Here is a 21,571-nt window from a genome sequence, read left to right as displayed (position 1 = left end):
TGGCACGGGGAGGGGCCTCGATGCGGGTATTGGTGACCGGGGGCAATGCGGGGATCGGCTACTTCGCCGCCGCGCAGCTGGCTTCGGCGGGCGCGGAAGTGGTGATCGGCAGCCGCGACCCGGTCAAGGCGCGGGCCGCGACCGAGTCGATCCGCTCGCGGGTCCCGCAGGCGAAGGTGGAGCACGTCCGGCTGGACCTGGCCGACCTCGGCTCGCTCGAACCGGACGTGGGTGTGCTGGACGCCGTCCTGTGCAACGCCGGCGTGGCCCTCGATGCCCCGCCACGGCGGGAAACCGCGGACGGGCACGAGCTGATGTTCGGCACCAACCACCTCGGCCACTTCGCCCTGATCGCCCGGCTGTGGCCGGTGCTGGCGCCGGCCGCCCGGATCGTCACCACGGGCAGCTTCGCGGCGAAGTCGGCTCACCTCGACTTCGCCGACCTCCAGAGCGAGCGTGACTACCACCCGAAGCGCGCGTACGAGCGGTCCAAGCTGGCCCAGATGCTGTTCGCGCTCGAACTCGACCGGCGCCTGCGGGCGGCGGGCTCTTCGCGGCTCAGTGTGCTCGCCCACCCCGGCGGCGCGCTCGATGCGCTGACACCGTCACGGCCGCCGGTGCACACGCGCACGACCGGTGCGTTCCTGCGCGGCCTCCCGGCGCGGGTGGTGTTGCACGGCAAGGACGCCGGGGCGCGGCCCGCGGTGCGCGCGGTGCTCGGCCCGGACGTCGAGGGCGGCGGGCTGTGGGGCCCGCGCGTGTTCGGCCTGCGCGGCCGGCCGCGGCTCGAACAGCGGTGGGCCAACCTGACCGACGACGCGGCCGCCGCCCGGCTGTGGACGGAAAGCGTGGCGCTGACCGGCCTCGAGCCGCTGGGTTAGGAGTCGTCGTCCCCGCCGGTGACGTTGCCGACGCTGGCGGGCACCCCCTTGATCATGTCGACCACGGTCTTGCCGGCCAGGCCCGACTTGCCGAACCACGGGTCGGTCATCACCTTGATGGCCGACTCGAACTTTTCGGCGCCCTCCTTGCCGAAGAGCTTGCCGAGCTCGTGCACGGAGAAGTTGCTGATCTTGTCGAACTTCTGCATGATCTCGGGCGTCACACCGTCCATTTGGGACAGCTTGGTCTTGATGACATCGGTCATCTGGTCGGTGAACGGCTTGTGCGGCTTGGGTTCCGGGGCAGCCGAAGAAGGCGCGGGGTCGGGCTTGGGCTCGGGTGTGGTGTCCGGCTTGGGCTCGGGCTTGGGTTCCGGAGTTGTCGAGGAGGACGAGGGCGCGGGTTCCGGTTTCGGCTCGGGCTTGGGTTCCGGTGTGGTGTCCGGCTTGGGCTCGGGCTTGGGTTCCGGGGTCGTCGAGGAGGACGACGGCGCGGGCTCCGGCTTGGGTTCGGGTTTCGGCTCGGGGGTGGCCGACGAGGGTGTGGTGTCCGGCTTGGGCTCGGGCTTCGGCTCCGGAGTCGCCGACGAAGGCTTGGGGTCCGGTTTGGGTTCCGGCTTCGGTGCCGGTGTGGCGTCCGGCTTCGGGGTGGGCGCCGGCGTCAGGCTGCTCGCCGGGGGCTTGGCCGCCGCCAGGTCGTCGCCCGCCTTGCCCATCTTCGTCAGCGCCTGCAGCAGGTCGCCCAGCTTCTTGGCCAGCTGGGCCAGCTTCGCGCCGATCTTGCCCAGTGCCGTCGCCACCGTGCCGATCGTCGTGCCGATGAAGATCGCGATCGATGCCCCGAACGTCACCGGGGCCAGGGCCGCCGCGATCAGGGCGCCCTTGATGATCGTCGCCAGGAGCATCGCGATCAGGTCGCGGAGGATGCCGCGGAACGCCCCGACGATGCCGCCGGCGATCTTCATGTTCTTGCCGGCCTGGTCGAGGTAGCCGCCGAGGGAACCCAGCTGCTCGGTGACCGCGTCCATGTCCTTCTTGAACTGGTCCGCGGCCTGCCCGCTCCAGTCCTTCATCAGCGTGTCGAGCGCCCGCTGGTGGTCGGCCGACCACTGCTCCAGCTTCTTCTTCTCCGCCGTGAGCGCCTCGCTGGCCGCCGCGATGCCGATGGGGTCGCCCATCAGGATGTCCAGCGGCCACCGCAGGATCGTGATGTGCTCGATGAGCCAGCCGATCCCGGCCGTCAGCAGGCTGCCGATCGGGTCCAGCACCAGGCCGATCGTCTCCAGCGCCATGCCCGCCGCGCCGATGCCGATCGCGACCTGGTCGTTCTCCTTGACGGCCTTGTCCAGTCCGGTCGCGGCCTCGAAGAAGCCCGCGCCCGCCGAACGGTTGTCGTCGTTGAACAGTTCGGAACCGTGGAGGCTGACGTCCTTGCTCTGGTAGTCGTCGCCCACTATCCGAACCTCACGATCGAGTTCACGGCGTCTTCTTCGCCCGACTGGTAGCGCTTCGCGGCCTCGGTGACCTTGTCGGCGAGCTCGCCGACGGTCTTGGCGTACTCCCCGAACTGGTGGTGCGCCTTGTCGGTCCAGGTGCTCGCGCCGGCGGCCATCAGCTGGCACGCCGGGTTGATGCCGAACATGCCGGGGTCGCAGACCATGCCGCCGACGAGGTCCGCGGTGCCCTGGAGGTTCTTCTGCAGCTCGTCGAGGTGCCTGCCGAACTCCGCCAGCGGCTCCGACGAGACGCGGAAGCCACCCCCGGTCACCAGGGGTTCGATTCGTCGTCGGGACGGTCGTCGGCCGAGGGGCGCCGCCGCGGCGCGGACGGCGGCGACGGCGGAGCGGGCGGAGGCGGCGGGGTGGTCTCGGCGCTCTCCGGCGCCGCGAAGTCGCCGTCCGGCGGCGGGTCCGGCGGCAGGAAGGACCGGACCATTTCGGTCGACTCGCCGTCGCCGTTGATGGTGGCGAAGGAATCCGCGACGGCGCGGGCGGTCTGGCGCTGCGCGTCCCGCACCGCGCCCATGATCGCCGCGGTCAGCCGCGTCGGGCCCAGCTCGCACGCCCGGTGCCCGAGCTCGAGGTTCGTGAGCGCGCCGTTCGGGGCGAGCGTCACGGTGACCGAGCCGTCGCGGGTGCGGACCGTCGCCCCGGCGGCGGAAAGCGCCTCGTTCAGCGCCGCGGCCTTCGACTGCATCTCCCGGACCTGCCGTTCGAGCAGGAGCTGGAAGTCTTCGCCTGGCCCCAGGTTCGGTTGCACGAAATCGGCTCCTCGACGCGCCGGCCCACGCGACCGGATCCCATGAGCGGCAGGTTAGCGCACACCGGATGGTCATCCGGTGTTAGCCGGGAGTGTGCCTGGTTGTCTCCTGGATGGTGCCCCCGGACACCCGATCGGGGCCGGGCCCGGACCGCGCCGACGTCTACTGTGGACCCTCGGCGGCCCTGGCGGCCCGCTCGACCTCCGCGTGGCGGGCCGCCCAGAACTCCGCGTCGCGGTGGCCGTCGGTGGCGAGCGAGCCGTCGAGCTGTTCACGCAGGATGTCGGCGTGCCCGGCGTGGCGGTTGGTCTCGGTGAGCACGTGGACCAGGACGTTGAACAGCAGCACGTCCGGGCGCGGCCACCAGGGCACGTGCCCCGGCGCGTCGATGGCGAGCTCGGTGATCGTCGCGTCGGAGTGGGCCCACACCCGCCGGTAGCGGTCGACGATCTCCGTGCGCGACTCGTGCTCGGTCGCCCACATGTCCGTGCCGCGCGCCTCGGGATCGTCCCATCGGGGCATCGGCTCGGGGAACGGCCGCCCGAAGATGTCGCCGAAGTACCTCGCTTCGGTCAGCGTCAGGTGCTTGACGAAACCGAGCAGGTTGGTGCCGCTGGCGGTGAGGGGACGGCGGATGTCGTACTCGCCGAGCCCGTCGAGTTTGCCGACCATCTCTTCGCGGATCTCGCGCAGGTCGCCGTGCAGGTAGTTCTTCGCGAATTCGTCGATCATGGCGACCAGCTTGTCAGCCCACGGGCACCCCGCGCACCGAAACCGGACCGGAAGCCGGGTCCAGCTCGGCCTTCTGGTCCACCCCGGACGGCGTCAGCACGTCGAGCGCCTTCGGGGCGGTCGCCGGGTCCGCGGTGCAGATCGGCGCCGTCCCGCCGGCCGCGCAGAGGCCGAACGTGTACTGGCCCCCCGTCGGCGTGAACGGCCGGGCCTGGTCGGGGGCGTTGCCGTCCTGCCCGGTGAGCACCACGGCGAACGTCCAGCCCGGCCCCGGCGTCCCGAAGGCCGCCTTCGCCACGCTGACCGTGATGTACCGCGTCGCCTGCGAAGCCTGCACGGACGGCGTGGCCGGCGAAGCGCCCGAAGCGTCGACGAGCGACGGCTCGGCGAAGCCCTGGACCTCGATGCGCCGGCTCCACGCGTCCTGCGGCGCGATCGTGTACGCCCGGCTCGGGAACGGCGCCGCGGTCGACGTCGCCGTCGCGGCCGGGTCGTGCGCGTAGACCGTGAGCAGCTGGGCGCCCAGCGGCGAGCCGAACGTCGGCGACAGGTCGCGAACCTGGGCGCGGAAGACCAGGTTCGTGCCCGAGTCGATGACCTGGAACCGCTGCAGGTCGAACGCCCCCGCGTGGAAGTCGCCCGCGGTCGGGTAGGTGTACGTGCCCGGGCCGGTGTCGTCGCCGTCCGGGTCGGTCGTGTCGAGCAGGACCGTGCCGGTGACGAAGTCCGAGCTGATCGTCTTCTGCGCGTACCCGGTCCCGGCGCCGGTGGCGGCCGCCGTGACGACGTTCGCGCCGAGCGGCGTCGGCACCGTCGCGCCGAACGTCCCCGCCGCCGAAGCCCGGGTCGACAGCACCGTCGTCGTGCCCGCGTCGGTGGCCGAGACGGCGAGGTCGACGCGGCTGCCGGCGGGCGCGGTGCCGGTCACCCGGGCGGTTGCGGTGGACACCGACGCGGGTGCGTCCAGCGTGACAGTCAAAGCAGGCGGGGCGGAGACGTACCGCGAGCGAACCTCGGCGGGCTGCTCGGGCAGCCGTCCGTCGTCGAGGGCCCTGGCCAGCCGGACCGACTGCGACTGCGCCCAGCTCAGCGGCGCCACCGAGCCGACGGACTGTCCCGGGGTGAAGCCGATCGACGCCGTCTTCGGGTCCGTGCCGTACGGCGCCGCGGGCAGCGCCGGGTTTTCCCAGACCTGCTCGGGGATCAGGCCGGTCCCGCCGGTCTGGGCCCGCATCGCGCGCAGCAGCGCGGCGGCTCCCGCCCGGTCGCCGGTCTGCACGGCCTGCTCGCCGCGTTCGCCGGCGAGCACCGGCCACAGGTGCCCGGACCCGGTGTTCGTCGACGGCCAGGGAGCGCCGGTCGGCCCGCAGTTCGTCGGGTCCGGCTCGTAGCAGTCGCCGTAGCCGTCCTCGCTGCCCGGCGCCGACGTCCCGTAGCGGTACCAGCCCGGCCCGGCCGGGGTGTCCCGCTTGATCACGCGGTCGACCACGCCGAGCGACGCGGCGACGTCCGGGTCGTTCGCGGGCAGCACGCCGAGGCGCGTCAGCTCGAGGAACCCGGCGTCGACGACCGCGCGCTGGTCGGCGTCGACCGAGCCGTTGCCGAGGTTGTAGTTCCACTCCGAGTCCGGATCGCCGTTCTTCGTCAGCCGCAGGAAGTACCGGCCGCCGTAGGGCCCGTTCGAAGTCACCGTCCAGCCCTTGATGCTGCGCTGGAAGTGGTCGGCGGTGGCGCGGTAGACGTTCGCGCGAGCCGGGTCGCCGTTGCGGTCGACGATCACGCCCGCGGCGACCAGACCGGCGATCTCGGCGGCGATCGTCGAGGGGGAGTAGCCGCCCTGCTCTTCCCAGCGTTCCGAGCCGAACGTGGGCCCGTGTGCGACGACGAAGTCGGCGGCGCCGCGGATGTGCTCGGTGTAGAGCGTGCGGTCGCGGTCGAGCCCGGCCTGCAAGGCCATCAGGATCGGGTACGCGCTCTCGTCGAGCTGGTCACCGCCGGAGTCGGGCGCCTTCTTGCCGTTGAGCAGGGAGTTGCGCGGGAACCGGCCGTCCGGCTGCTGCTGGCGCGCGAACAGCCACCGGACGCTCGCCCGCGCCGTCTCGCGGTCGCCGGCGGCGAGCAGGCCGGAGAAGCTTTCGTAGAGGTCGCGGGCGAAGATCTCGCGGTAGGAGCCGAAGTAGACCGGCTTGCCGCCGGGCGCGTCGCCCGCGGACACCGCCTGGCCCCACGGGCTGCCCAGCGAGGCGACGACCGCGCCCGGGAAGGTCTTGTCCTCACTCGCCTTCAGCACGTTGACGGACTGGTAGTACGCATCGGGATCCTTGCCCCGCACCGGGATCAGCCCGTTGTCGTAGGCACGCCATTCGCGCGCGTACTGGCGGTAGCTCTGGTCGAACGGCGTGCGCAGGCTCGCCCCGGCCGTGGAGACGGCGGCGCGCGCGTCGGCGCCGAAGCCGAGCGCCAGCACCGCCGGGCGGCGCGGCTGGAGGTCCAGCTGCGCGGTCTGCACGACGTTGCCGTTCACCGCCGACGGCGTGGTGCCGGTGAGCCGGTGGTCGCGGTCGAGCTGGGCCAGGCCGTCGCCCGCGGTACCGGCGAAGCCGCTGGAGGTGGCCAGGAACCGGCGGTCGGCGCGCAGGGCGGCGGCGAGCGGGGTGCCGTAGTCGCGGGCCGGAGCGCTGGACACGGTGTTCGTGTCGGCGCTGACCAGCGCGGACGTCGCCGGGTCGACGGTGGCGGTGTCGCCGCCGCCGTTGGCCGGGCCGCCTCCGCCATTGCCGTTGATGCTCGCGTCGAACCGCACGTAGACCTTCAGGTCCCGCCCGGAGTCGCGCAGCGGCTCCAGCCGGGTGCGGATGAGCACGCCGGTCCGGGCCGGGTCCGCCAGGTACTCGGTGACCAGCCGGTACCGCCCGCTGCGCGGGGTCGACGTCACCTCGCACGCCATCCCGCCCGCGCTCGTGCGGACCGTGTAGGTCATGTCGCGCGCCTGCAGGTCGGTGAAGCTGCGCCCGTCGGTGACGGCGAACTGCAGCGTTTCGACGTTCGTGTTGTCGATCACCGGCGCGTAGACGTCGGACAGCACGCCGCCGGCCACGGTGAACCACGCTTTGCTCGCCGTGTTCCGCGCGGTGCCCAGGCAGTCCTTGCGGGCCAGGCCGAAGTGCGAGACGGCGCCCGGTCCGGGCGCCGTCGTGGCCGCGCCGGCTGTGTCGGATACAGCGGGCAGGAGGGTCGCGGCCAGCACCGCGCACAGCACCACGGACGACGTCGACCGAATCATCCGCCCATCCGACCACGGCCGCCCCGGGCCGCACCAGGTCCGAACGGCGCCAGGAAGTCATTACCGGTGATTGAGAATTCGAACCCGTGGGTAGCAAACCGGAAGTCCCCCGAGGAGGTGAACGTGGAAGAGCTGGGATCGGACGGATGGCGGTACCGCGGCACGATTTCGCCACGGACGTTGCCGAGCCTGCGCCGGCACCTGGTCTCGTGGTTGCGGCGGCGCGCCGGTGACGAGGTCGGGCGGCAGGCCGACGACGTCGTGCTGGCCTGCTGGGAAGCGATGGCCAACGTGCTCGGCCACGCTTACCACGGGCGGCCGGGGCTGATCGACGTCCGCGCCCGGATCGACCAGGACGTGCTGATCGTCACCGTCGCCGACCAGGGCCGCTGGGAGTCGGTGGCCGAGCGGGCGGACGGTGGCCGCGGGCTGCGCCTGATCCAGGCCCTGGTGGACGGGCTCGACCTCCGCTCGACCGACAACGGCACGGTCATCACGCTCACGTGGCCGTTCCCGGCCCGCCGCAGCGCCTGACCGGCCTCAGGGCGAGGCCGTCGAGGACAGGTCTTCGACGAACCGGGTCGCGACGTCCCGGAGCTTCACGTTGGTGCGCTGCGATTCCACCACCAGCCGCTTCATGGCGTCGTCGGCGCTGATCCGGTGCACGGCCATCAGGATGCCCTTGGCCTGCTCGATCACCGCCCGGGACCGCATGGCCGTCTCCAGGTCGGTGGTGCGCTGCCGGGCCTGGCGGTAGCGCCGGGTGGTGCGCAGCCCGAACGAGACGACCGTGGTGTAGAGCTGCAGCAGCCGCGAGTCGGTCTCCGCGAATCCGTGGTCGCCGTAGCCGAAGAGGTTCAAGGCCCCGGAAAGGCGTTCGTCGACGCGCAGGGGCGCGGCGAGGTAGCTGCCGACACCGAGCCCGCGGGCGTGCGTGGTGAACTCCGGCCACTCCTGCCCGGCGGTGACCAGCGGCACCCGGACGAGCTCGCCGGTCTCCGCCGCCTGCAGGCACGGCCCCGCGCCCGCCGCGTACTGGGCACGGTCGATCTCGACGGCGCGTTCGTCGGTGAAAGCCGCGGTCGCCGGCTCGCCGTCCCGGATCGCGGTGATGCTGGCCATGTCGGCGCCCGGGATGGCCCGGACGGCTTCGGTGCAGACGGCGTCGAGGATTTCCGCCTCGGCGGGTTCGGTCTCCAGCGCATCGGTGAGGTCCGCCATGGCGGCGGTCAGCTCGTCGAGGTGCGCGGACGGGATCGGCTCACCAGTCACTCGGTCATCTCCGTCCTCGACGGCTGCGGCGCATGCGGAACCGCTGCTGCTTCAACGGAACGGCAGAACCTTACCCGCGTTCGGTGCGTCTTCCGCAACATCGAAGGAGGGCGGTGGCAAGGAGGGCGGTGGCTCCGGCCCGGCGCTCGCTGCTGAACGTCGTGGGTTGGGCGCCGGGGCCACCTGGCGACGGTCGGCAGCACAACCCACCCAGCAGCCGTCGCTGCGCCCCGCATACCCGGTGTGCCCGCGGTCAACCGTTCAGCGGATCATGACCTTCACGACTTGGGTGAGCCCCGATACCCGCAGCACCCGGTCGAGCAGCCGCGGGGCGACCAGCCGCAGGTCGTGTTCGGTGGCCCGGTCGAACAGCACCGCGACACCGGCGCTGTCGAGGTAGGCCACCCCGGTGAGGTCGACGGTGACGGCGGGCCCCGCGGACAGCTCGCGATCCAGCGCCGAGCCGAAGTCCGCGGCGTTGCTCATGTCGATCTCACCCGTGACGGTCAGGACCCGTTCCCCGTCTTCGCCCGGGGCGCTGACCAGCGTGAGTGCCGTCGTCACGAACCGATCCTCCATTCCAGCGTGACGGTGGTCCCGGTGGCGTCGCGCCGGAAGCCGACCGCGTCGGCCAACGCTTCCATCATCGGCACGCCGCGCCCGCGCAGCACGTGGTTGTCCGGCGGTGGCGGCCGCCAGTTGCCCCGGTCGGTCACCGTGACGACCAGGTGCGGCCCGGTGAGCCGGGCCGTCAGGCGCGCGGTCGCCGCGGTGCCGTCGCGGTAGGCGTGCTCGACGGCGTTGGCGCAGGCCTCGCCCGCCGCGACGAGCACGTCCTGGGCGAGGTCCGGCTCGAGGGCCGCGTTCTCCAGCCAGGCGCGCAGCCACTGCCGGGTCGAGGCGAGGTGGTCCGGGTGCGCGGCGAACTCGAAGTCCAGCGCGGGAACCGACCGGCGGTAGAGCAGCAGCGCGACGTCGTCCTCGTAGCCCTCGGCCGGGCGGAGCCGGTCCATCAGGGCGGCCGCCAGCTCGCCGAGCTCCGCGTCCCGCGTGTCGTGGGCGACCGTGGTGGCCCGGCCCACGCCGTCGTCGAGCGACTCGCGGCGGCGCTCGACCAGCCCGTCGGTGTAGAGCATCAGCAGCGAGCCGATCGGCACGATCGCGGTGGCTTCCGGACGCGGCGCCGTGGCGCGGACGGCCAGCGGCAGGCTGCCGCCCTCGTCGAGGAACTCCGCCGTGCCGTCGCGGTGCACGAGGGTGGCGGGCGGGTGCCCGGCGCTGCTGTAGGTGAAGGTCCCGTTGGCCGGGTCGAGCACCCCGCAGAAGACGGTCGTGCACAGGGCGCCCGGCAGCCGTACGGCGAAGCGGTCGAGCGCGCTGAGCGTGTGCGCCGGGCTGCTGGCTTCCAGCAGCAGCGCGCGGCAGGCGCTGCGGAGCTGGCCCATCACCGCGGCCGCGGCGAGTCCCCGCCCGACGCAGTCGCCGACGACGATGCCGATCCGGTCGCCGGCCAGCGGGACGACGTCGTACCAGTCGCCGCCGACCTCCAGGGGCGGGTTCGCCGGCTCGTAGCGCACCGCGAAGCCGTCGGGGAGCCGGGCCGGGCCGAGGATCGAGCGCTGCAGCGCGAGGGCGACCTCCCGCTGCCGGTCGTCGCGGTGGGCGCGGCGCAGGGCGTGCGCGAGGGTGCCGGCCAGCAGCGCCAGCAGCGTCCGGTCTTCGGTGCCGAGCGGGCGGCCCGGCGCGGGTTCGACCCAGAGGGTCAGGCGGCCGCCGGGGTGGTCGACGGTGGTGCCCGCGCCGCTCTCGGCCGGGGTCGCGTGCAACGCCGGGAGCGAGCGGACGTGGCCGAGGGTCTCGCGCAGCGGCCCGGCGAGGTCCGCCCAGCGCCGGTCGGCGGGGTCGGTGGACGCGAGTTCCGGCTCGCCGTCCCGCGGCCAGGTCACCGCGAGGACGCGCTGGGCGTCCCACAGCTCCCGCAGCAGCTCGAGCCCGGTGCGGAGCACCTCCGGGACCCCGCTGATCCCGGCCAGGCGCTGGTTCATCGAGGCGAGCGCGCTTTCGCGCTGCACGGCGTACCGCTCGGCCGTCACGTCGCGGATCGTGCCGACCAGCCGGCGGCGGCCCTCGTCGTCGTGCAGTTCGTTGTAGGCGACCGCGGCCCACACCCGGTGCCCGGCCCGGTGCCGCAACGGCAGCACGAAGCTGCCGGCCGGCTCGTCGCGCGCGCGACGGAGGGCACCGGAGACCTGCTCGTGGGCGGCGGGGTCGGTGTCCCGGTCGGGCCACCACGGGAACGGCGGGGTGTAGGGCAGCCCGCCGGTGCCGAAGCCCAGCAGTTCGGTGAACGCGGTGTTGATCTCGACGACCCGGCCCTCGGCGTCGGCGACGAAGAAGCCCTCCTGCAGCGAGTCGATCATCGCCGCGCGCCACCGGGCGTGGTGCGTGCGCAGCCTCGCCAACTGGATGGTCGTGCGGACGCGGGCGAGCAGCTCGCGCGCCGAGAACGGCTTCACGAGGTAGTCGTCGGCCCCGGCGGCCAGCCCGTCGACGGCGGCTTCCTGGCCGGCCCGCGCCGACAGCAGCAGCACGGGCACGGCGGCGGTGCGCGGGTCGGCACGCAGCTCGGCGAGCAGGCCGAGGCCGTCCAGCCGCGGCATCATGACGTCGCTGATGATCAGCTCGGGCGGCTCGGCGCACGCGGCGGCGAACGCCTCGACGCCGTCGCGCACTTCGGTCACCGCGTAGTCGTCGCGCAACAGCCGGACGAGGTAGTCGCGCATGTCGGCGTTGTCGTCGGCGACCAGCACGCGGGCGCCCGCCCCCGCGGCGGGCCCGGGCAGGGTGGACCGGTCGCTGTCCGGCAACCAGCGCAGCGCCTCCTGCACGTACGGCTCCGCGGATTCCGCGGCGAGCTGGCCGGTCGTGGCTTCCTCGACGACGTGCTCGGCAGGCAGGTGCCTGCTGCCCAGCGGGACCCGGACCCGGAACGTCGTCCCGGCGCCCGGCGTGCTTTCCACGGCGACGCTGCCGCCGTGCATGCCGACGAGCTCGCGCACCAGCGCCAGGCCGATGCCGCTGCCCTCGTTCGACCGCGCCCGCGCCGACGGGATCCGGTGGAACCGCTCGAACAGGCGCGGCAGCTCGGCGGCGTCGATCCCGATCCCGGTGTCGGACACCGCGATCACGGCATGCCCGCCGTCCTGGGTGCAGGCGACCCGGATCGTGCCGTCGAAGGTGAACTTGACCGCGTTGGACAGCAGGTTGAAGACGACCTTCTCCCACATCCCGCGATCGACGTAGACCGGCTCGCTCGACGGCCCGCGGTCGACCTCGAACGCCAGCCCGGCGCGTTCGACCGCGGCGCGGAAGACGCTCGCCAGCTCCGCGGTGATCGCCGGAAGGTCGACCGGCTCGAAGCGCGCCTGCATCCGGCCGGCTTCGATGCGGGAGAAGTCGAGCAGGTTGTTCACCAGCCGCCCCAGCCGCAACGCGTTGCGCTGGATGACGTCGAGCTCCTCCCGCACCCGCTCGTCGGCGCCGTCCAGCGCGACCCGCAGCTCGGCCACGGGGCCCAGGATGAGGGTGAGCGGCGTCCGGAACTCGTGGCTGATGTTGGCGAAGAACGTGGTCTTCGCCGCGTCCAGCGCGGCCAGCTCTTCGGCGCGCTGCTGCTGGACCTGGTAGGCGATCGCGCCGTTGACCAGCGCCGTCGTCTGCTGGGCGACCAGCCCGAGGAAGGTCCGGTAGGGCTCGTCGAGCGCGCGCCCGGCGCTCGCCGCCAGCACGATCACGCCGACGGCCTCGTCCCCGGCGTCGCCGGGCAGCGGCAGCACCATCGCCTCGGTGGGCGGGGTGGACCAGCCGCCCGCGGGCAGCTTGCCGAACGCGCCGCCCGACACCGTCCGCGGGACGCCGTCGGCCAGCACGTCCTCCAGCGGCCAGGCGGCCGCGTCACCCGCGCCTTCGCCGCCGGGGGTGACGGCCGCGAGCGCGAGGCGGCCGTCGCCGTCGCGGATGTGGATCGCGGCGTACGGTACGTCGGCGCCGGCCCGCCCCAGCACGCCGGCGACCAGCTCGCAGGCCCCGCCCACGCTGCGGGCGAGGCCGGCCTGGGCGCTGAGTTCGCGCAGTGTCGCCAGCCGGCGGGCGCCGATCACGCGCTCGGTCGTGTCCGAGACCGCGGTGAACACCGCCCGGACGACGCCTTCGTCGTCGTGCACCGGGCTGTAGGAGTACGTCCAGTAGGTCTCTTCCCAATAGCCGTGCCGGTTCATCGGCAGCAGCAGGTCCTCCGACCAGGTCGCCTCGCCGGTGGTCATCACGCTGTCCAGCATCGGGCCGATGATGTGCCAGATCTCGCCCCAGACCTCGGCGCCCGGCTTGTCCAGCGCCGGGTGCTTGCTGCCCAGCAGCGGGAGGTACGCGTCGTTGTAGAGGAACCGCAGCTCCGGCCCCCACCAGACGATCATCGGGAAGCGGGAGGTGAGGCAGATCCGCACGGCGGTCGCCAGGCTCGCCGGCCAGTCCCGCGGTGCACCGAGCGGGGACGACGCCCAGTCGAAGTCCCGCATCCGGGCGGCCATCCGGCTGGTCCCGGGAAACACGGCGCGGTGGCCGGCCTCTTCCCCGACGCTCATCACACTCCAGGTTCACGCGGCCCGGGCCGAGCCTACTCGACCGGCGACCGCCGCGCCGGATGCCGGGGACGCGCCGGGCCGGGGTCAGCCGGTCAGCCAGGTCATCGTGACGGTGGTGCCGTCGTCGCGGTGCACCTGCGCGCTGTGGTCGGCGAGGGTGTCGATGAGCCGCAGGCCGCGGCCCCGCAGCCCGTCCGAGGCGGCCGGCGGCCGCCAGGTGCCGTAGTCGGTGACCGTCACGGTCAGCCGCCCGAACTGTGCTTCGGCCCGGACGTCGACCGGGCCGGCCGCCCCGGCGGGGTAGGCGTGCTCGGCCGAGTTGGCCATCGCCTCGTAGCCGGCGAGGACGACGTCCTCCCGCCGTTCCAGGCTCAGGTGCAGCGTGGCCAGCCACCGGGCGAGTGCTTCGCGCAGGTCGGGCAGCCGTTCGGCGATCGCGGCCGCGCTCCGGTGGAACGAGACCGGGGGGCCTGGTGGGAGGGGGTCCGTCATGGGGTGTCCTCTCCGCGGTGGCGCACGTGGATGACGGCGATGTCGTCGTCGTGCCGTCCGCGCGTCAGTTCGTCGACGAGTTTGTCCCACGCCGTTTCCAGGTCGGTCGCGGTCAGCAGTCCGGGGATACCCGCCAGGAGCCATTCGATGCCCAGGGTGAGGTCCCGGGTGCGGCTTTCGACCAGCCCGTCGGTGTAGAGCACCAGGTCCGCGCCTGCCCGGAAGCCCGCGGTGCGCTGCGGGAAGACCGAGCCGACGCCCAGCGGCTGCGCCAGGGCCTCGCCGATCTGCTCGGGCGGTTCGCCCGGGCGGACCAGGATCGCGGGCAGGTGGCCGGCGTTCGCGTAGACCAGGGTGTCGTCGGCCGGCCGGTGGACCGCGTAGAAGCAGGTCACGAAGCTTTCGCCGAACAGCCCGCCGGTCAGCTCGGAGACGTTGCGCAGCACCTCCGACGGGGGCAGCTCCAGCAGGGCGTAGCTGCGGACGGCCGTCCGGACCTGGCCCATCACCGTCGCGGCGGTGACGCCGTGGCCGACGACGTCGCCGATGACGAACGCGGTGTCGCCGGACGGCAGCCGGATCACGTCGAACCAGTCGCCGCCCACCTTGCTCCCGGTGGCCGCGGGCAGGTACCGGGTGAGCACGTCGAGGCCCGGGGTGGGCGGGGCGACCGGCAGCATGCTGCGGGACAGCTCCGTGGCGAGGGTGCGCTCGCGTTCGTAGAGCCGGGCGTTGTCCAGCGCGATGGCCGAGTAAGCGGCGATGCCCTCGGCGAGGTATTCGTGCCGGGCGGTGAACCGGCCCGGCTCGGGGTGGCCGAAGAAGAACCCGCCCAGCACCTCGCCGGAGGTCGGGCTGATCACCGAAACGGCCAGGTAGCTGCACACGGGCAGGTGCCCTTCCGGCATCCCGTGGTGCGGCGCGTTCTTCCCGAACCGCGGGTCTTTCGTGATGTCAGGGCTGCGCACGGTGCCGGTGCCGTCGAAAGTCGGCCCGAACACCTCGGTGTTGCGCGGCATCGGGAACCGGGCGAAGGCCTCGCGCGGCACGCCCGAAATCGTGTACAGCGTGTACGACTCGCCGAGTTCGTCGATCAGGTTGTAGAAGAACGCGCCGAAGCCGGCTCCGGTCGCCTTCGTGGCCGCGTCGGTCGCGTCCTGGACGATCCGGTCGATGTCGAGCTGCGCGGTCAGTTCGCGGCCCGTGGAGTGCAGCGCGTCGACGACCGCGGCTTCGCCCCGCAGCCGCCGGACGGTGGCGGCCAGGCCGGCGGTGGCGGCGTCGATGGCCGCGGCGACGGCCGGAGGACCTTCGCCGATCTTCTCTGTGGTGTAGACCAATGCGCCACGCTCGCCGCCGTCGGCCGCGACGGCGATCGCGTGGGTGATCTCGTTGTTCGGCACCAGGTCCGCGAGGAGCGCGCGGTCCGTCACCGACAGCGCGACGTGGTCGCCGAGCACCGCCCGCACCTCCGCCGGGCCGAGGGGGTGGACCGCGGTGGCCGCCGGAGCGCCGTCACGGCCGGCGAAGACCCCGCGCACGGCGTCGAGGACCGCGTCGAATTCCGGCCGGGACGTCATCAGGGCGCCAATGCTTCGGACAGCGACGGGTAGATGGCGAGTTCGTCGACCAGCCGGGTCAGTTCCAGCGGGCGCAGGGTGATCCGGCCGGTGGCCACCACCCGCAGCGGCGCCGACGCGGTGGGTCCGCGGTGCACCCGGACAAGTTCGGCCATGCCCGCCGAAGCCAGGAAGGTGACGCCGGTGAGGTCGATGACGACCAGCGCCGGCCGCAGCCGCGCGGCGCGTTCGGCCAGCTGGCGCAATTTCGGTGCGAGCGCGAGGTCCAGGGCACCGTCGACGCGCAGGACGGCCGTGCCGTCCCGGTTCTCCAATGCCACCGACCCCGCCGAGCTCGCCGCGTCGCCGAGTGAGTCCCCGGTCACGTCCCGTTCGCCCATGGCGTTCATCTTGCCTGCTCGGGGACGCGGCAGAAAGCCGAGGGGGCACTGAGACGGCGGCGTGTCGCCGGGGCAGGCATGATTGACAGCGGTTGAGCAGACAGCCTTCGTGATCACGCATGCCCACCGCATCCCGGTGAGCTGCCGGAGGCGAGGAGAAACGCCATGACCGAGCACACCCACCTTGAAAGCTCGGCCACCGCTGTGCCGTTCGGGGAGTTCCGGATCGCCCGAACGGAGCAAGGAGACGCGGTTGTCGTCGAAGTCGCCGGGGACGTGGACACGACCACCGCGCCGGCGCTCGTGCAGGCCGCCGACGAAGCGCTGGCGGAGCAGCCGCCGGTGCTGGTGGTCGACCTGAGCCGCGTCGAGTTCCTCGCTTCGCCGGGCCTGACCGCGTTGCTGACGATCCACCGCAACGCCGGCACCGCCACCGCGGTGCGGATCGTCGCGTCCGGCCGGGCCACCCTGCGCCCGATCCAGCTGACCGGGCTCGAGGAGAGCCTCTCGCTGTTCCCGACCCGCGAGGCGGCGCTGGGCGCGTCGTGACCGTGCCGTCCCGGCCGCGTCAGCTGCCGGCCGGGACGCTCCGGCGCCGGAGGGCCAGCAGGGCAACGTCGTCCTGGGCAGGCCGGTGGCCGATCATCCTGGCCATGACCTGCGCGCAGACCCGCTCGGGCTCCCCGGCGCGCACGGCTTCCGCCAGTTGCCCCATCCCGACGTCCACCGGGCGGTCCCGCCGCTCGACCAGCCCGTCGGTGTAGAACACCAGCACGCTCTCCGGTGGGAGGTCGATCACGGTGGTGCGCCGTTCGGGTGTCCCGATGGTCAGCCCGATCGGGGGATCGGGGGGAGCCTCCACCAGCCGGCCCGCTTCGCCGGGAAGGGCGAGCACCGGGGGCAGGTGGCCGGCGAGCGACAGCGTCAGCGCCTCGCGGGCCGGGCCGATGATCCCGTAGGCCACCGTCGCCATCGCTCCGTGTTCGAAGTGGTTGGCCTTGCGGTCGAGCTTGGCGAGCACCTCGGCGGGGCTTTCGCAGTCGAGGGCGTAGGCGCGCAGGGCACTGCGCAGCCGGCCCATGATCACGGCCGCGTCGAGGCCGTGCCCGGAGACGTCGCCCATCACCACGCCGAGCCGGTCACCCGGCAGGGAGAACAGGTCGTACCAGTCCCCGCCGAGCCCGGTCTCCGCGCCCGGCACGTACCGGGCGCCGAAGGCCAGGCCGGGCACTTCGGGCAGGCTGCTGGGCAGCAGGCTGCGCTGCAGCGCCATGGTGGCGGTGCGGTTCTCCTCCAGCGCCTCCACCTGGACCGCCATCGCGAGGCGGTCGGCGAGCAGCTGCAGCGTAGCCACTTCGGACTCGCCGAACTGCCGGGGCGCCACGGAGCCGACGTGCAGCACGCCGACGAGCTCGTTCCCGGCGACCATGGGCACGCCGAGCATGGAGCGCAGGCCGCGTTCCCACAGCAGGGAGTTCACGACGGTGGATTCGTCGACGTGGTCGAGGATGACAGGGGCCCGCTCGAGCGCCACCCGGCCGGCGAACCCGCTGCCCACCGGCACGCGCACGCCCTGGTGGACCTCCTCTTCGATGCCGGCCGCCGCGGTGGCCACGAGCTGACGGCCGTTGGCCTGGTACCGCAGCACGGTCGCGGTGTCGACCGCCATGGCATCGCGCAGGCGCCGCAAGGTCTCGGTGAGCAGCTCGGTCAGGCCGAGGTGCTCGGCCGGCGCACCGATGATCGCCTCCAGCTGCTGCAGCCGGTTCTGGGCGTCGAGACTTCGCGACATGGCACGACCCTAGCCTCAACTCCTTTGCGGGCCTAACCATCCCGGGTTTCGACGGCGGGTCTCCCGGGGTAACAGTCCGGCGTGAACGTCGACTTGGACTGGGTGGGTGTGCTGCGGCACGGTCAGAGCGCCGGGAACGTGGCCAGGGAAGAGGCGGAGTCGGCCGGCGCGGACGTGATCGACATCGCCGAACGCGACGCCGACGTACCGCTGACGGATCTGGGGCGGGAGCAGGCTTCGGCGGCGGGGAAGTTCCTCGCGGAGCGACCACCGGACGTCGTCATCACCTCCACCTACCGCCGCGCCTGGGACACCGCCCGGCTCGCCGCGCCCGAAGGGGTGACGATCATCCCGGACGAACGGCTGCGCGACCGCGAGCTCGGCGTACTGGACCTGCTGACCTCGCACGGCGTCGGCGAGCGGTGGCCCGACGAGCTCCGGCGCAAGCGCCGGCTCGGCAAGTTCTACTACCGGCCGCCGGGCGGCGAGTCCTGGGCGGACGTCGTGCTGCGGCTGCGGTCCCTGCTCACCGAGCTGAGCGTGGAACACGCCGGAAAGCGCGTTCTGCTGGCCGCCCACGAGATGACCGTCTTCGCCCTGCGCTACCTGCTCGAAGGGCTGCCCGAGCCCGATCTGCTGCGCGCCGCCGACGCCACCGAGGTCCCGAACGGCTCGGTGACGGCCTGGGAACGCGACTCCGACGGCGGGTTCACGATGGTGCTGGCCCAGGAAGTCGGCCACCTGCACGCCACCGGCACCCCACCGACGGAAGACGACGATGCCGCACAGCAGCTCTCCTGACCCGGCGCCGATCAGCCCGGTCCTGCTGCGGGACTGGCGGATCGGCGCGGACGACCGCGGGACCGTGCTCGTCGTCGGCGGCGCCCGGACCGTGCCGGGGGCACCGGCGCTGTCCGGCACCGCCGCGTTGCGCGCCGGGGCCGGCACGCTGCAGCTGGCGGTCGCCGAACGGCACGCGACGGCGATCGGGGTCTCGGTGCCCGAGTCGTCGGTGTTCGGGCTGCGGGAGACCGGCACCGGCGCGATCGCCGCCGACGCCGCCGACCGGCTGGCGGAGGTGCTCCCCGACGCCGGCACCGTCGTCGTCGGCCCCGGCCTCACCGGCGCTTCGGAGACCGAAGAGCTGCTTCGGAGCCTGGTGCCCGCCATCGCCCCGGACGCGCGGGTGGTCCTCGACGCGTTCGCGCTCGGCGCGCTGAGCCGGGACCCCTCGCTCGCCGAACCCCTGGCGGGCCGGCTCCTCCTCACCCCGAACCGGGTCGAAGCCGCTTTCCTCGACGGCTGCGAGGAAAAGGACGTCGACGACCTGGAAACGGCGGTGCGGATCGCCGGGCGCTACGGCGGCGTGGTGCTGCTCATGGGTGTGGTCGCCGCGCCGGACGGCCGGGTTTGGCGCGACGGCAGCGGTCACGTCGGCCTGGCCACATCCGGCAGCGGCGACGTCCTGGCCGGGCTGACCGGCGGCTTCCTCGCCCGCGGCGCGGCCGTGGACCAGGCCGCCTGCTGGGCGACGCACGTCCACGCCGTGGCCGGCCAGCGGCTGATCCCGGACACCGGCAGCACCGGCCTGCTGGCGCGGGAACTGGTGGCCGAGATCCCGCGGGTCATCGCCGAACTGGAGCGCTGAGCCGTGTCGACCCGCCGATCACGCGTGTCGACCTCCTGATCACGCGTGTCGGCCCCGCAATCACGCCGGGCGCCGCGGAGGCTGTGCGGGAAGGGACGACACGCGTGATCGAAGGGTCGACACGCGTGATCGAGGGGACGACACGGCGGTTCAGCGTTGGGTGGTGGGCCGCACGATGATCTCGTTGACGTCCACGCCCTCCGGCTGCCCGATCGCGTAGGAGACGGCCCCGGCGATCGCGTCCGCCGGGAGGGTCACCGCGCGGTAGGCGCGCATCGCCTCCTGGGCGCCGGGCTCGGTGATGGTGTCGGCCAGCTCGGACTCGGTGACGCCGGGGGAGACCGTCGTCACGCGGATGCCGGGGTCGGCCTCCAGGCGCAGGCCCTCGGTGATCGCCCGGGCCGCGTACTTGGTGCCGCAGTAGACCGCCGCCGTCGGCACCACCTCGTGCGCGCCGGTGGAGGCGATCGTCACGAAGTGCCCGCCGCCTTGGCGCCGGAAGTGCGGCAGGGCCGCCGCGATCCCGTGCAGCAGGCCGCGGACGTTGACGTCGATCATCCGGTCCCACTCGTCGACGTGCCGGGAAGCCAAGCGCGACAACGGCATCACACCCGCGTTGGCGACGAAGACGTCCAGCCGTCCGTACGCTTCGACGGCGGCGTCGGCGAACGCGGCGACCTCCGCGCGGTCGGTGACGTCGAGGCGGTGCACGTCGGCGGTGCCGCCGGTGTCGTGGATTTCCTTCGCCAGCTCGGCCAGCCGGTCTTCCCGGCGGGCGCCGAGCACGACGTGGTGACCTTCGCGGGCGAGGCGCAGGGCGGTCGCGCGGCCGATGCCGCTGCTGGCGCCGGTGATCAGGACGGTTTTCACGGGGTTCCTTCCGGGAAGTCGGCGGCGAGGGTGGTCTCGCGCCAGGTGTCGAAAGTGGCGCGGAGGGTGTCGAGGCGGGCGGTGGCGATGTCGTAGGCCGCCCGGCCGAGGAGCAGGCGCAGCGGCGGTTCGTCGCTGCCGACCGCGGTGAGGATCGCTTCGGCCGCACGGGCCGGATCGCCCGGCTGCCGCCCGTACGTCGCGAGCGTCGCCTCCCGGCGGGCGCCCGCGGTCTCGGCGTAGTCGTCGATGCGGATCGCCGACTGCCGCATCGAGGGACCGGACCAGTTGGTGCGGAACGCGGCGGGCTCCACGATGGTCACCTTGATGCCCAGCGGCGCCACCTCCGCGGCCAGGGACTCCGAAAGCCCTTCCACGGCGAACTTCGTCGCGTGGTAGTAGCCGGTGGCACCGAACGCGGCCAGGCCGCCGAGGGACGACACGGTGACGATGTGGCCGCGGCGGCGCGCCCGCATGCCCGGCAGGACCGCGCGGGTGACGTCGGCGAGGCCGAAGACGTTGGTGTCGAACAGGTTGCGGATCTCCTCGTCCTCGCCTTCCTCGACCGCGGCCAGGTAGCCGTAGCCGGCGTTGCCGACCAGGACGTCGATCCGGCCGAACGTCGTTTCGGCCCGCTTCACGGCGTCGACGACCTGGGCGTGGTCGGTGACGTCGAGCGGCAGGGCCAGCGCGCGGTCGCCGTGGCGGCCGGCGACGTCGGCGACCCGCGCCGGATCGCGGGCGGTCACGACTGCCGACCAGCCGCGGTCGAGCACGGCCTCGGCCAGTGCCCGGCCGAGGCCGGTGGAGCAGCCGGTGATGAAGAAGACAGGGTTTTCGGGCAGGTTTTCGGGCACGACGAAGTACTCCGTCCCTTGTGGATGGCGGGGGAAAGGTGGTTCAGGAGGCGGCGAGACTGCCCAGCAGGGCCAGCGCCGCTTCCGACGGGCTGCCCGGCTCGGCTTGGTAGACGATCAGCTGCTGGCCCGGGGCGCTGTTGACGGTCAGCGCCTCGTAGCTCAGTTCCAGCTCGCCGACCAGCCGGTGCCGGAACCGCTTGGTTTCGTGGGTCTTCTGCCGGATGTCGTGGCGCGCCCACAGCCGGCGGAAGTCCGCGCTCTTGACCGACAGCTCGCCGACGGTGTCGATGAGCTGCGGGTCGTCGGGGTCGAGCCCGGCGGCCGCCCGCAGGCCGCCGACCGTGTTCACGGCCACGCGCTCCCACTCCGGGTAGAACTCGCGGGCGTCCGGGTCGAGGAACACCAGCCGGATCAGGTCGCCGCTGTGGGTGTGCCCGGCGAACAACGCCTGGCCCAGCGCGTTGTGCGCGAGCACGTCGAGACAGCGGCCGAGCACGAGCGCGGGCGTGTCCGGCCAGCCGTCCATCAGGCGCAGCAGGTTCGGGCTGACCCGCTCGGGCCGCCGGGCACGCCGCCGGCGTCCGGGCGCCGGCCGGGCGAGCCGGTGCAGATGGGCCGAGGCGTCCTCGTCCAGCGCCAGCCCGCGGGCGAGCGCGTCGACGACCTGCGCCGACGGGTTCCGCTCCCGGCCCTGCTCGAGCCGAACGTAGTAGTCGGTGCTGACCCCGGCCAGCAGCGCCACCTCCTCGCGGCGCAGGCCCGCCACCCGGCGTGACCCACCCGGAGGCAGGCCGAGTTCCGCGGGCCCCACCTGTTCACGGCGGGCCCGGAGGAACTCCCCGAGGGCGTTGTCCTTGACCATGCTCCGAGGCTAACCCGGA

General features: G+C 73.2%; 20 protein-coding genes. 5 read left to right on the top strand and 15 right to left on the bottom strand.

Features of this window, described 5'->3' with window-relative positions:
* The first annotated feature begins 20 nt into the window (after window positions 1-20).
* A complete protein-coding gene (locus ACFVYA_RS22750) occupies window positions 21-881 on the top strand; it encodes an SDR family NAD(P)-dependent oxidoreductase (RefSeq protein ID WP_387047671.1) in 861 nt (286 codons plus the stop codon).
* On the opposite strand, the gene ACFVYA_RS22745 is transcribed toward ACFVYA_RS22750, so the two are convergent.
* The 5 genes from ACFVYA_RS22745 to ACFVYA_RS22725 all read right to left on the bottom strand — a co-directional run bounded on the left by ACFVYA_RS22745 (window position 878) and on the right by ACFVYA_RS22725 (window position 7,156).
* A complete protein-coding gene (locus ACFVYA_RS22745) occupies window positions 878-2,335 on the bottom strand; it encodes a hypothetical protein (protein WP_387047669.1) in 1,458 nt (485 codons plus the stop codon). The genes ACFVYA_RS22750 and ACFVYA_RS22745 overlap by 4 nt on opposite strands.
* Window positions 2,335-2,649: a hypothetical protein gene (locus tag ACFVYA_RS22740; RefSeq protein ID WP_387047666.1), complete on the bottom strand. Its 315-nt coding sequence runs from the start codon at window positions 2,647-2,649 to the stop codon at window positions 2,335-2,337. The genes ACFVYA_RS22745 and ACFVYA_RS22740 overlap by 1 nt, the downstream gene beginning before the upstream one ends.
* Window positions 2,646-3,140: a YbaB/EbfC family nucleoid-associated protein gene (locus ACFVYA_RS22735; protein ID WP_387047665.1), complete on the bottom strand. Its 495-nt coding sequence runs from the start codon at window positions 3,138-3,140 to the stop codon at window positions 2,646-2,648. Before ACFVYA_RS22735 ends, ACFVYA_RS22740 begins: the two co-directional genes overlap by 4 nt.
* Before the next feature lie 163 nt (window positions 3,141-3,303).
* Window positions 3,304-3,873, bottom strand: a complete 570-nt coding sequence (locus tag ACFVYA_RS22730) for a DinB family protein (RefSeq protein WP_285993133.1) — start codon at window positions 3,871-3,873, stop codon at window positions 3,304-3,306.
* A 13-nt stretch (window positions 3,874-3,886) separates the two neighbouring features.
* A complete protein-coding gene (locus ACFVYA_RS22725; RefSeq protein WP_387047663.1) occupies window positions 3,887-7,156 on the bottom strand; it encodes a glucodextranase DOMON-like domain-containing protein in 3,270 nt (1,089 codons plus the stop codon).
* A gap of 123 nt (window positions 7,157-7,279) precedes the next feature.
* Between ACFVYA_RS22725 and ACFVYA_RS22720 the strand changes: the two genes are divergently transcribed.
* A complete protein-coding gene (locus tag ACFVYA_RS22720) occupies window positions 7,280-7,690 on the top strand; it encodes an ATP-binding protein (RefSeq protein ID WP_285993131.1) in 411 nt (136 codons plus the stop codon).
* Window positions 7,691-7,696: 6 nt separating this feature from the next.
* On the opposite strand, the gene ACFVYA_RS22715 is transcribed toward ACFVYA_RS22720, so the two are convergent.
* The 6 genes from ACFVYA_RS22715 to ACFVYA_RS22690 all read right to left on the bottom strand — a co-directional run bounded on the left by ACFVYA_RS22715 (window position 7,697) and on the right by ACFVYA_RS22690 (window position 15,520).
* Window positions 7,697-8,428: an ANTAR domain-containing response regulator gene (locus ACFVYA_RS22715; protein ID WP_387047662.1), complete on the bottom strand. Its 732-nt coding sequence runs from the start codon at window positions 8,426-8,428 to the stop codon at window positions 7,697-7,699.
* 261 nt (window positions 8,429-8,689) lie between these two features.
* A complete protein-coding gene (locus tag ACFVYA_RS22710; RefSeq protein WP_387047660.1) occupies window positions 8,690-8,992 on the bottom strand; it encodes an STAS domain-containing protein in 303 nt (100 codons plus the stop codon).
* Window positions 8,989-13,068 carry a SpoIIE family protein phosphatase gene (locus tag ACFVYA_RS22705; protein WP_387047659.1) on the bottom strand — a complete coding sequence of 1,360 codons (4,080 nt, stop codon included), beginning with the start codon at window positions 13,066-13,068 and terminating at the stop codon, window positions 8,989-8,991. Before ACFVYA_RS22705 ends, ACFVYA_RS22710 begins: the two co-directional genes overlap by 4 nt.
* A gap of 84 nt (window positions 13,069-13,152) precedes the next feature.
* Window positions 13,153-13,560, bottom strand: a complete 408-nt coding sequence (locus tag ACFVYA_RS22700) for an ATP-binding protein (protein ID WP_387047658.1) — start codon at window positions 13,558-13,560, stop codon at window positions 13,153-13,155.
* On the bottom strand, window positions 13,557-15,140 hold the full coding sequence (locus ACFVYA_RS22695; RefSeq protein WP_387047657.1) for a PP2C family protein-serine/threonine phosphatase: 1,584 nt from the start codon (window positions 15,138-15,140) through the stop codon (window positions 13,557-13,559). Before ACFVYA_RS22695 ends, ACFVYA_RS22700 begins: the two co-directional genes overlap by 4 nt.
* Window positions 15,140-15,520, bottom strand: coding sequence for an STAS domain-containing protein (locus tag ACFVYA_RS22690; protein ID WP_387047685.1), 381 nt, complete (start codon window positions 15,518-15,520; stop codon window positions 15,140-15,142). The genes ACFVYA_RS22695 and ACFVYA_RS22690 overlap by 1 nt, the downstream gene beginning before the upstream one ends.
* 165 nt (window positions 15,521-15,685) lie before the next feature.
* Between ACFVYA_RS22690 and ACFVYA_RS22685 the strand changes: the two genes are divergently transcribed.
* Window positions 15,686-16,069 (top strand): STAS domain-containing protein, encoded by a 384-nt coding sequence (locus ACFVYA_RS22685; protein ID WP_387047655.1) that lies wholly within the window; start codon window positions 15,686-15,688, stop codon window positions 16,067-16,069.
* A 19-nt stretch (window positions 16,070-16,088) separates the two neighbouring features.
* Here the strand turns inward: ACFVYA_RS22685 and ACFVYA_RS22680 are convergent, their stop codons facing one another.
* Window positions 16,089-17,312 carry a PP2C family protein-serine/threonine phosphatase gene (locus ACFVYA_RS22680; RefSeq protein ID WP_387047653.1) on the bottom strand — a complete coding sequence of 408 codons (1,224 nt, stop codon included), beginning with the start codon at window positions 17,310-17,312 and terminating at the stop codon, window positions 16,089-16,091.
* 81 nt (window positions 17,313-17,393) lie between these two features.
* Here ACFVYA_RS22680 and ACFVYA_RS22675 point away from each other — a divergent pair, with 81 nt between their 5' ends.
* Together ACFVYA_RS22675 and ACFVYA_RS22670 are read left to right on the top strand one after the other, a co-directional pair.
* Complete coding sequence (locus tag ACFVYA_RS22675; RefSeq protein ID WP_285993122.1) at window positions 17,394-18,113, top strand: histidine phosphatase family protein; 720 nt, start codon at window positions 17,394-17,396, stop codon at window positions 18,111-18,113.
* A complete protein-coding gene (locus tag ACFVYA_RS22670; protein WP_387047651.1) occupies window positions 18,091-18,960 on the top strand; it encodes an NAD(P)H-hydrate dehydratase in 870 nt (289 codons plus the stop codon). The genes ACFVYA_RS22675 and ACFVYA_RS22670 overlap by 23 nt, the downstream gene beginning before the upstream one ends.
* Window positions 18,961-19,110: 150 nt before the next feature.
* On the opposite strand, the gene ACFVYA_RS22665 is transcribed toward ACFVYA_RS22670, so the two are convergent.
* The 3 genes from ACFVYA_RS22665 to ACFVYA_RS22655 are packed head-to-tail and all read right to left on the bottom strand — an operon-like array spanning window position 19,111 to window position 21,552.
* Entirely contained in the window at window positions 19,111-19,830 is a 720-nt protein-coding gene (locus ACFVYA_RS22665) for an SDR family oxidoreductase (protein ID WP_387047650.1), read from the bottom strand.
* The gene (locus tag ACFVYA_RS22660; RefSeq protein ID WP_387047648.1) at window positions 19,827-20,687 is read right to left on the bottom strand and encodes an oxidoreductase; all 861 of its coding nucleotides are present in this window, start codon (window positions 20,685-20,687) and stop codon (window positions 19,827-19,829) included. Before ACFVYA_RS22660 ends, ACFVYA_RS22665 begins: the two co-directional genes overlap by 4 nt.
* Window positions 20,688-20,730: 43 nt before the next feature.
* The gene (locus tag ACFVYA_RS22655) at window positions 20,731-21,552 is read right to left on the bottom strand and encodes a helix-turn-helix transcriptional regulator (RefSeq protein WP_387047647.1); all 822 of its coding nucleotides are present in this window, start codon (window positions 21,550-21,552) and stop codon (window positions 20,731-20,733) included.
* Between the last annotated feature and the right edge of the window lie 19 nt (window positions 21,553-21,571).

It is taken from the genome of Amycolatopsis sp. NPDC058278 (assembly GCF_042881395.1).
GTDB lineage: Bacteria > Actinomycetota > Actinomycetes > Mycobacteriales > Pseudonocardiaceae > Amycolatopsis.
The sequence above is the reverse complement of the archived record's forward strand: the minus strand, read 5'-3'. Positions and strand labels throughout refer to the sequence as shown.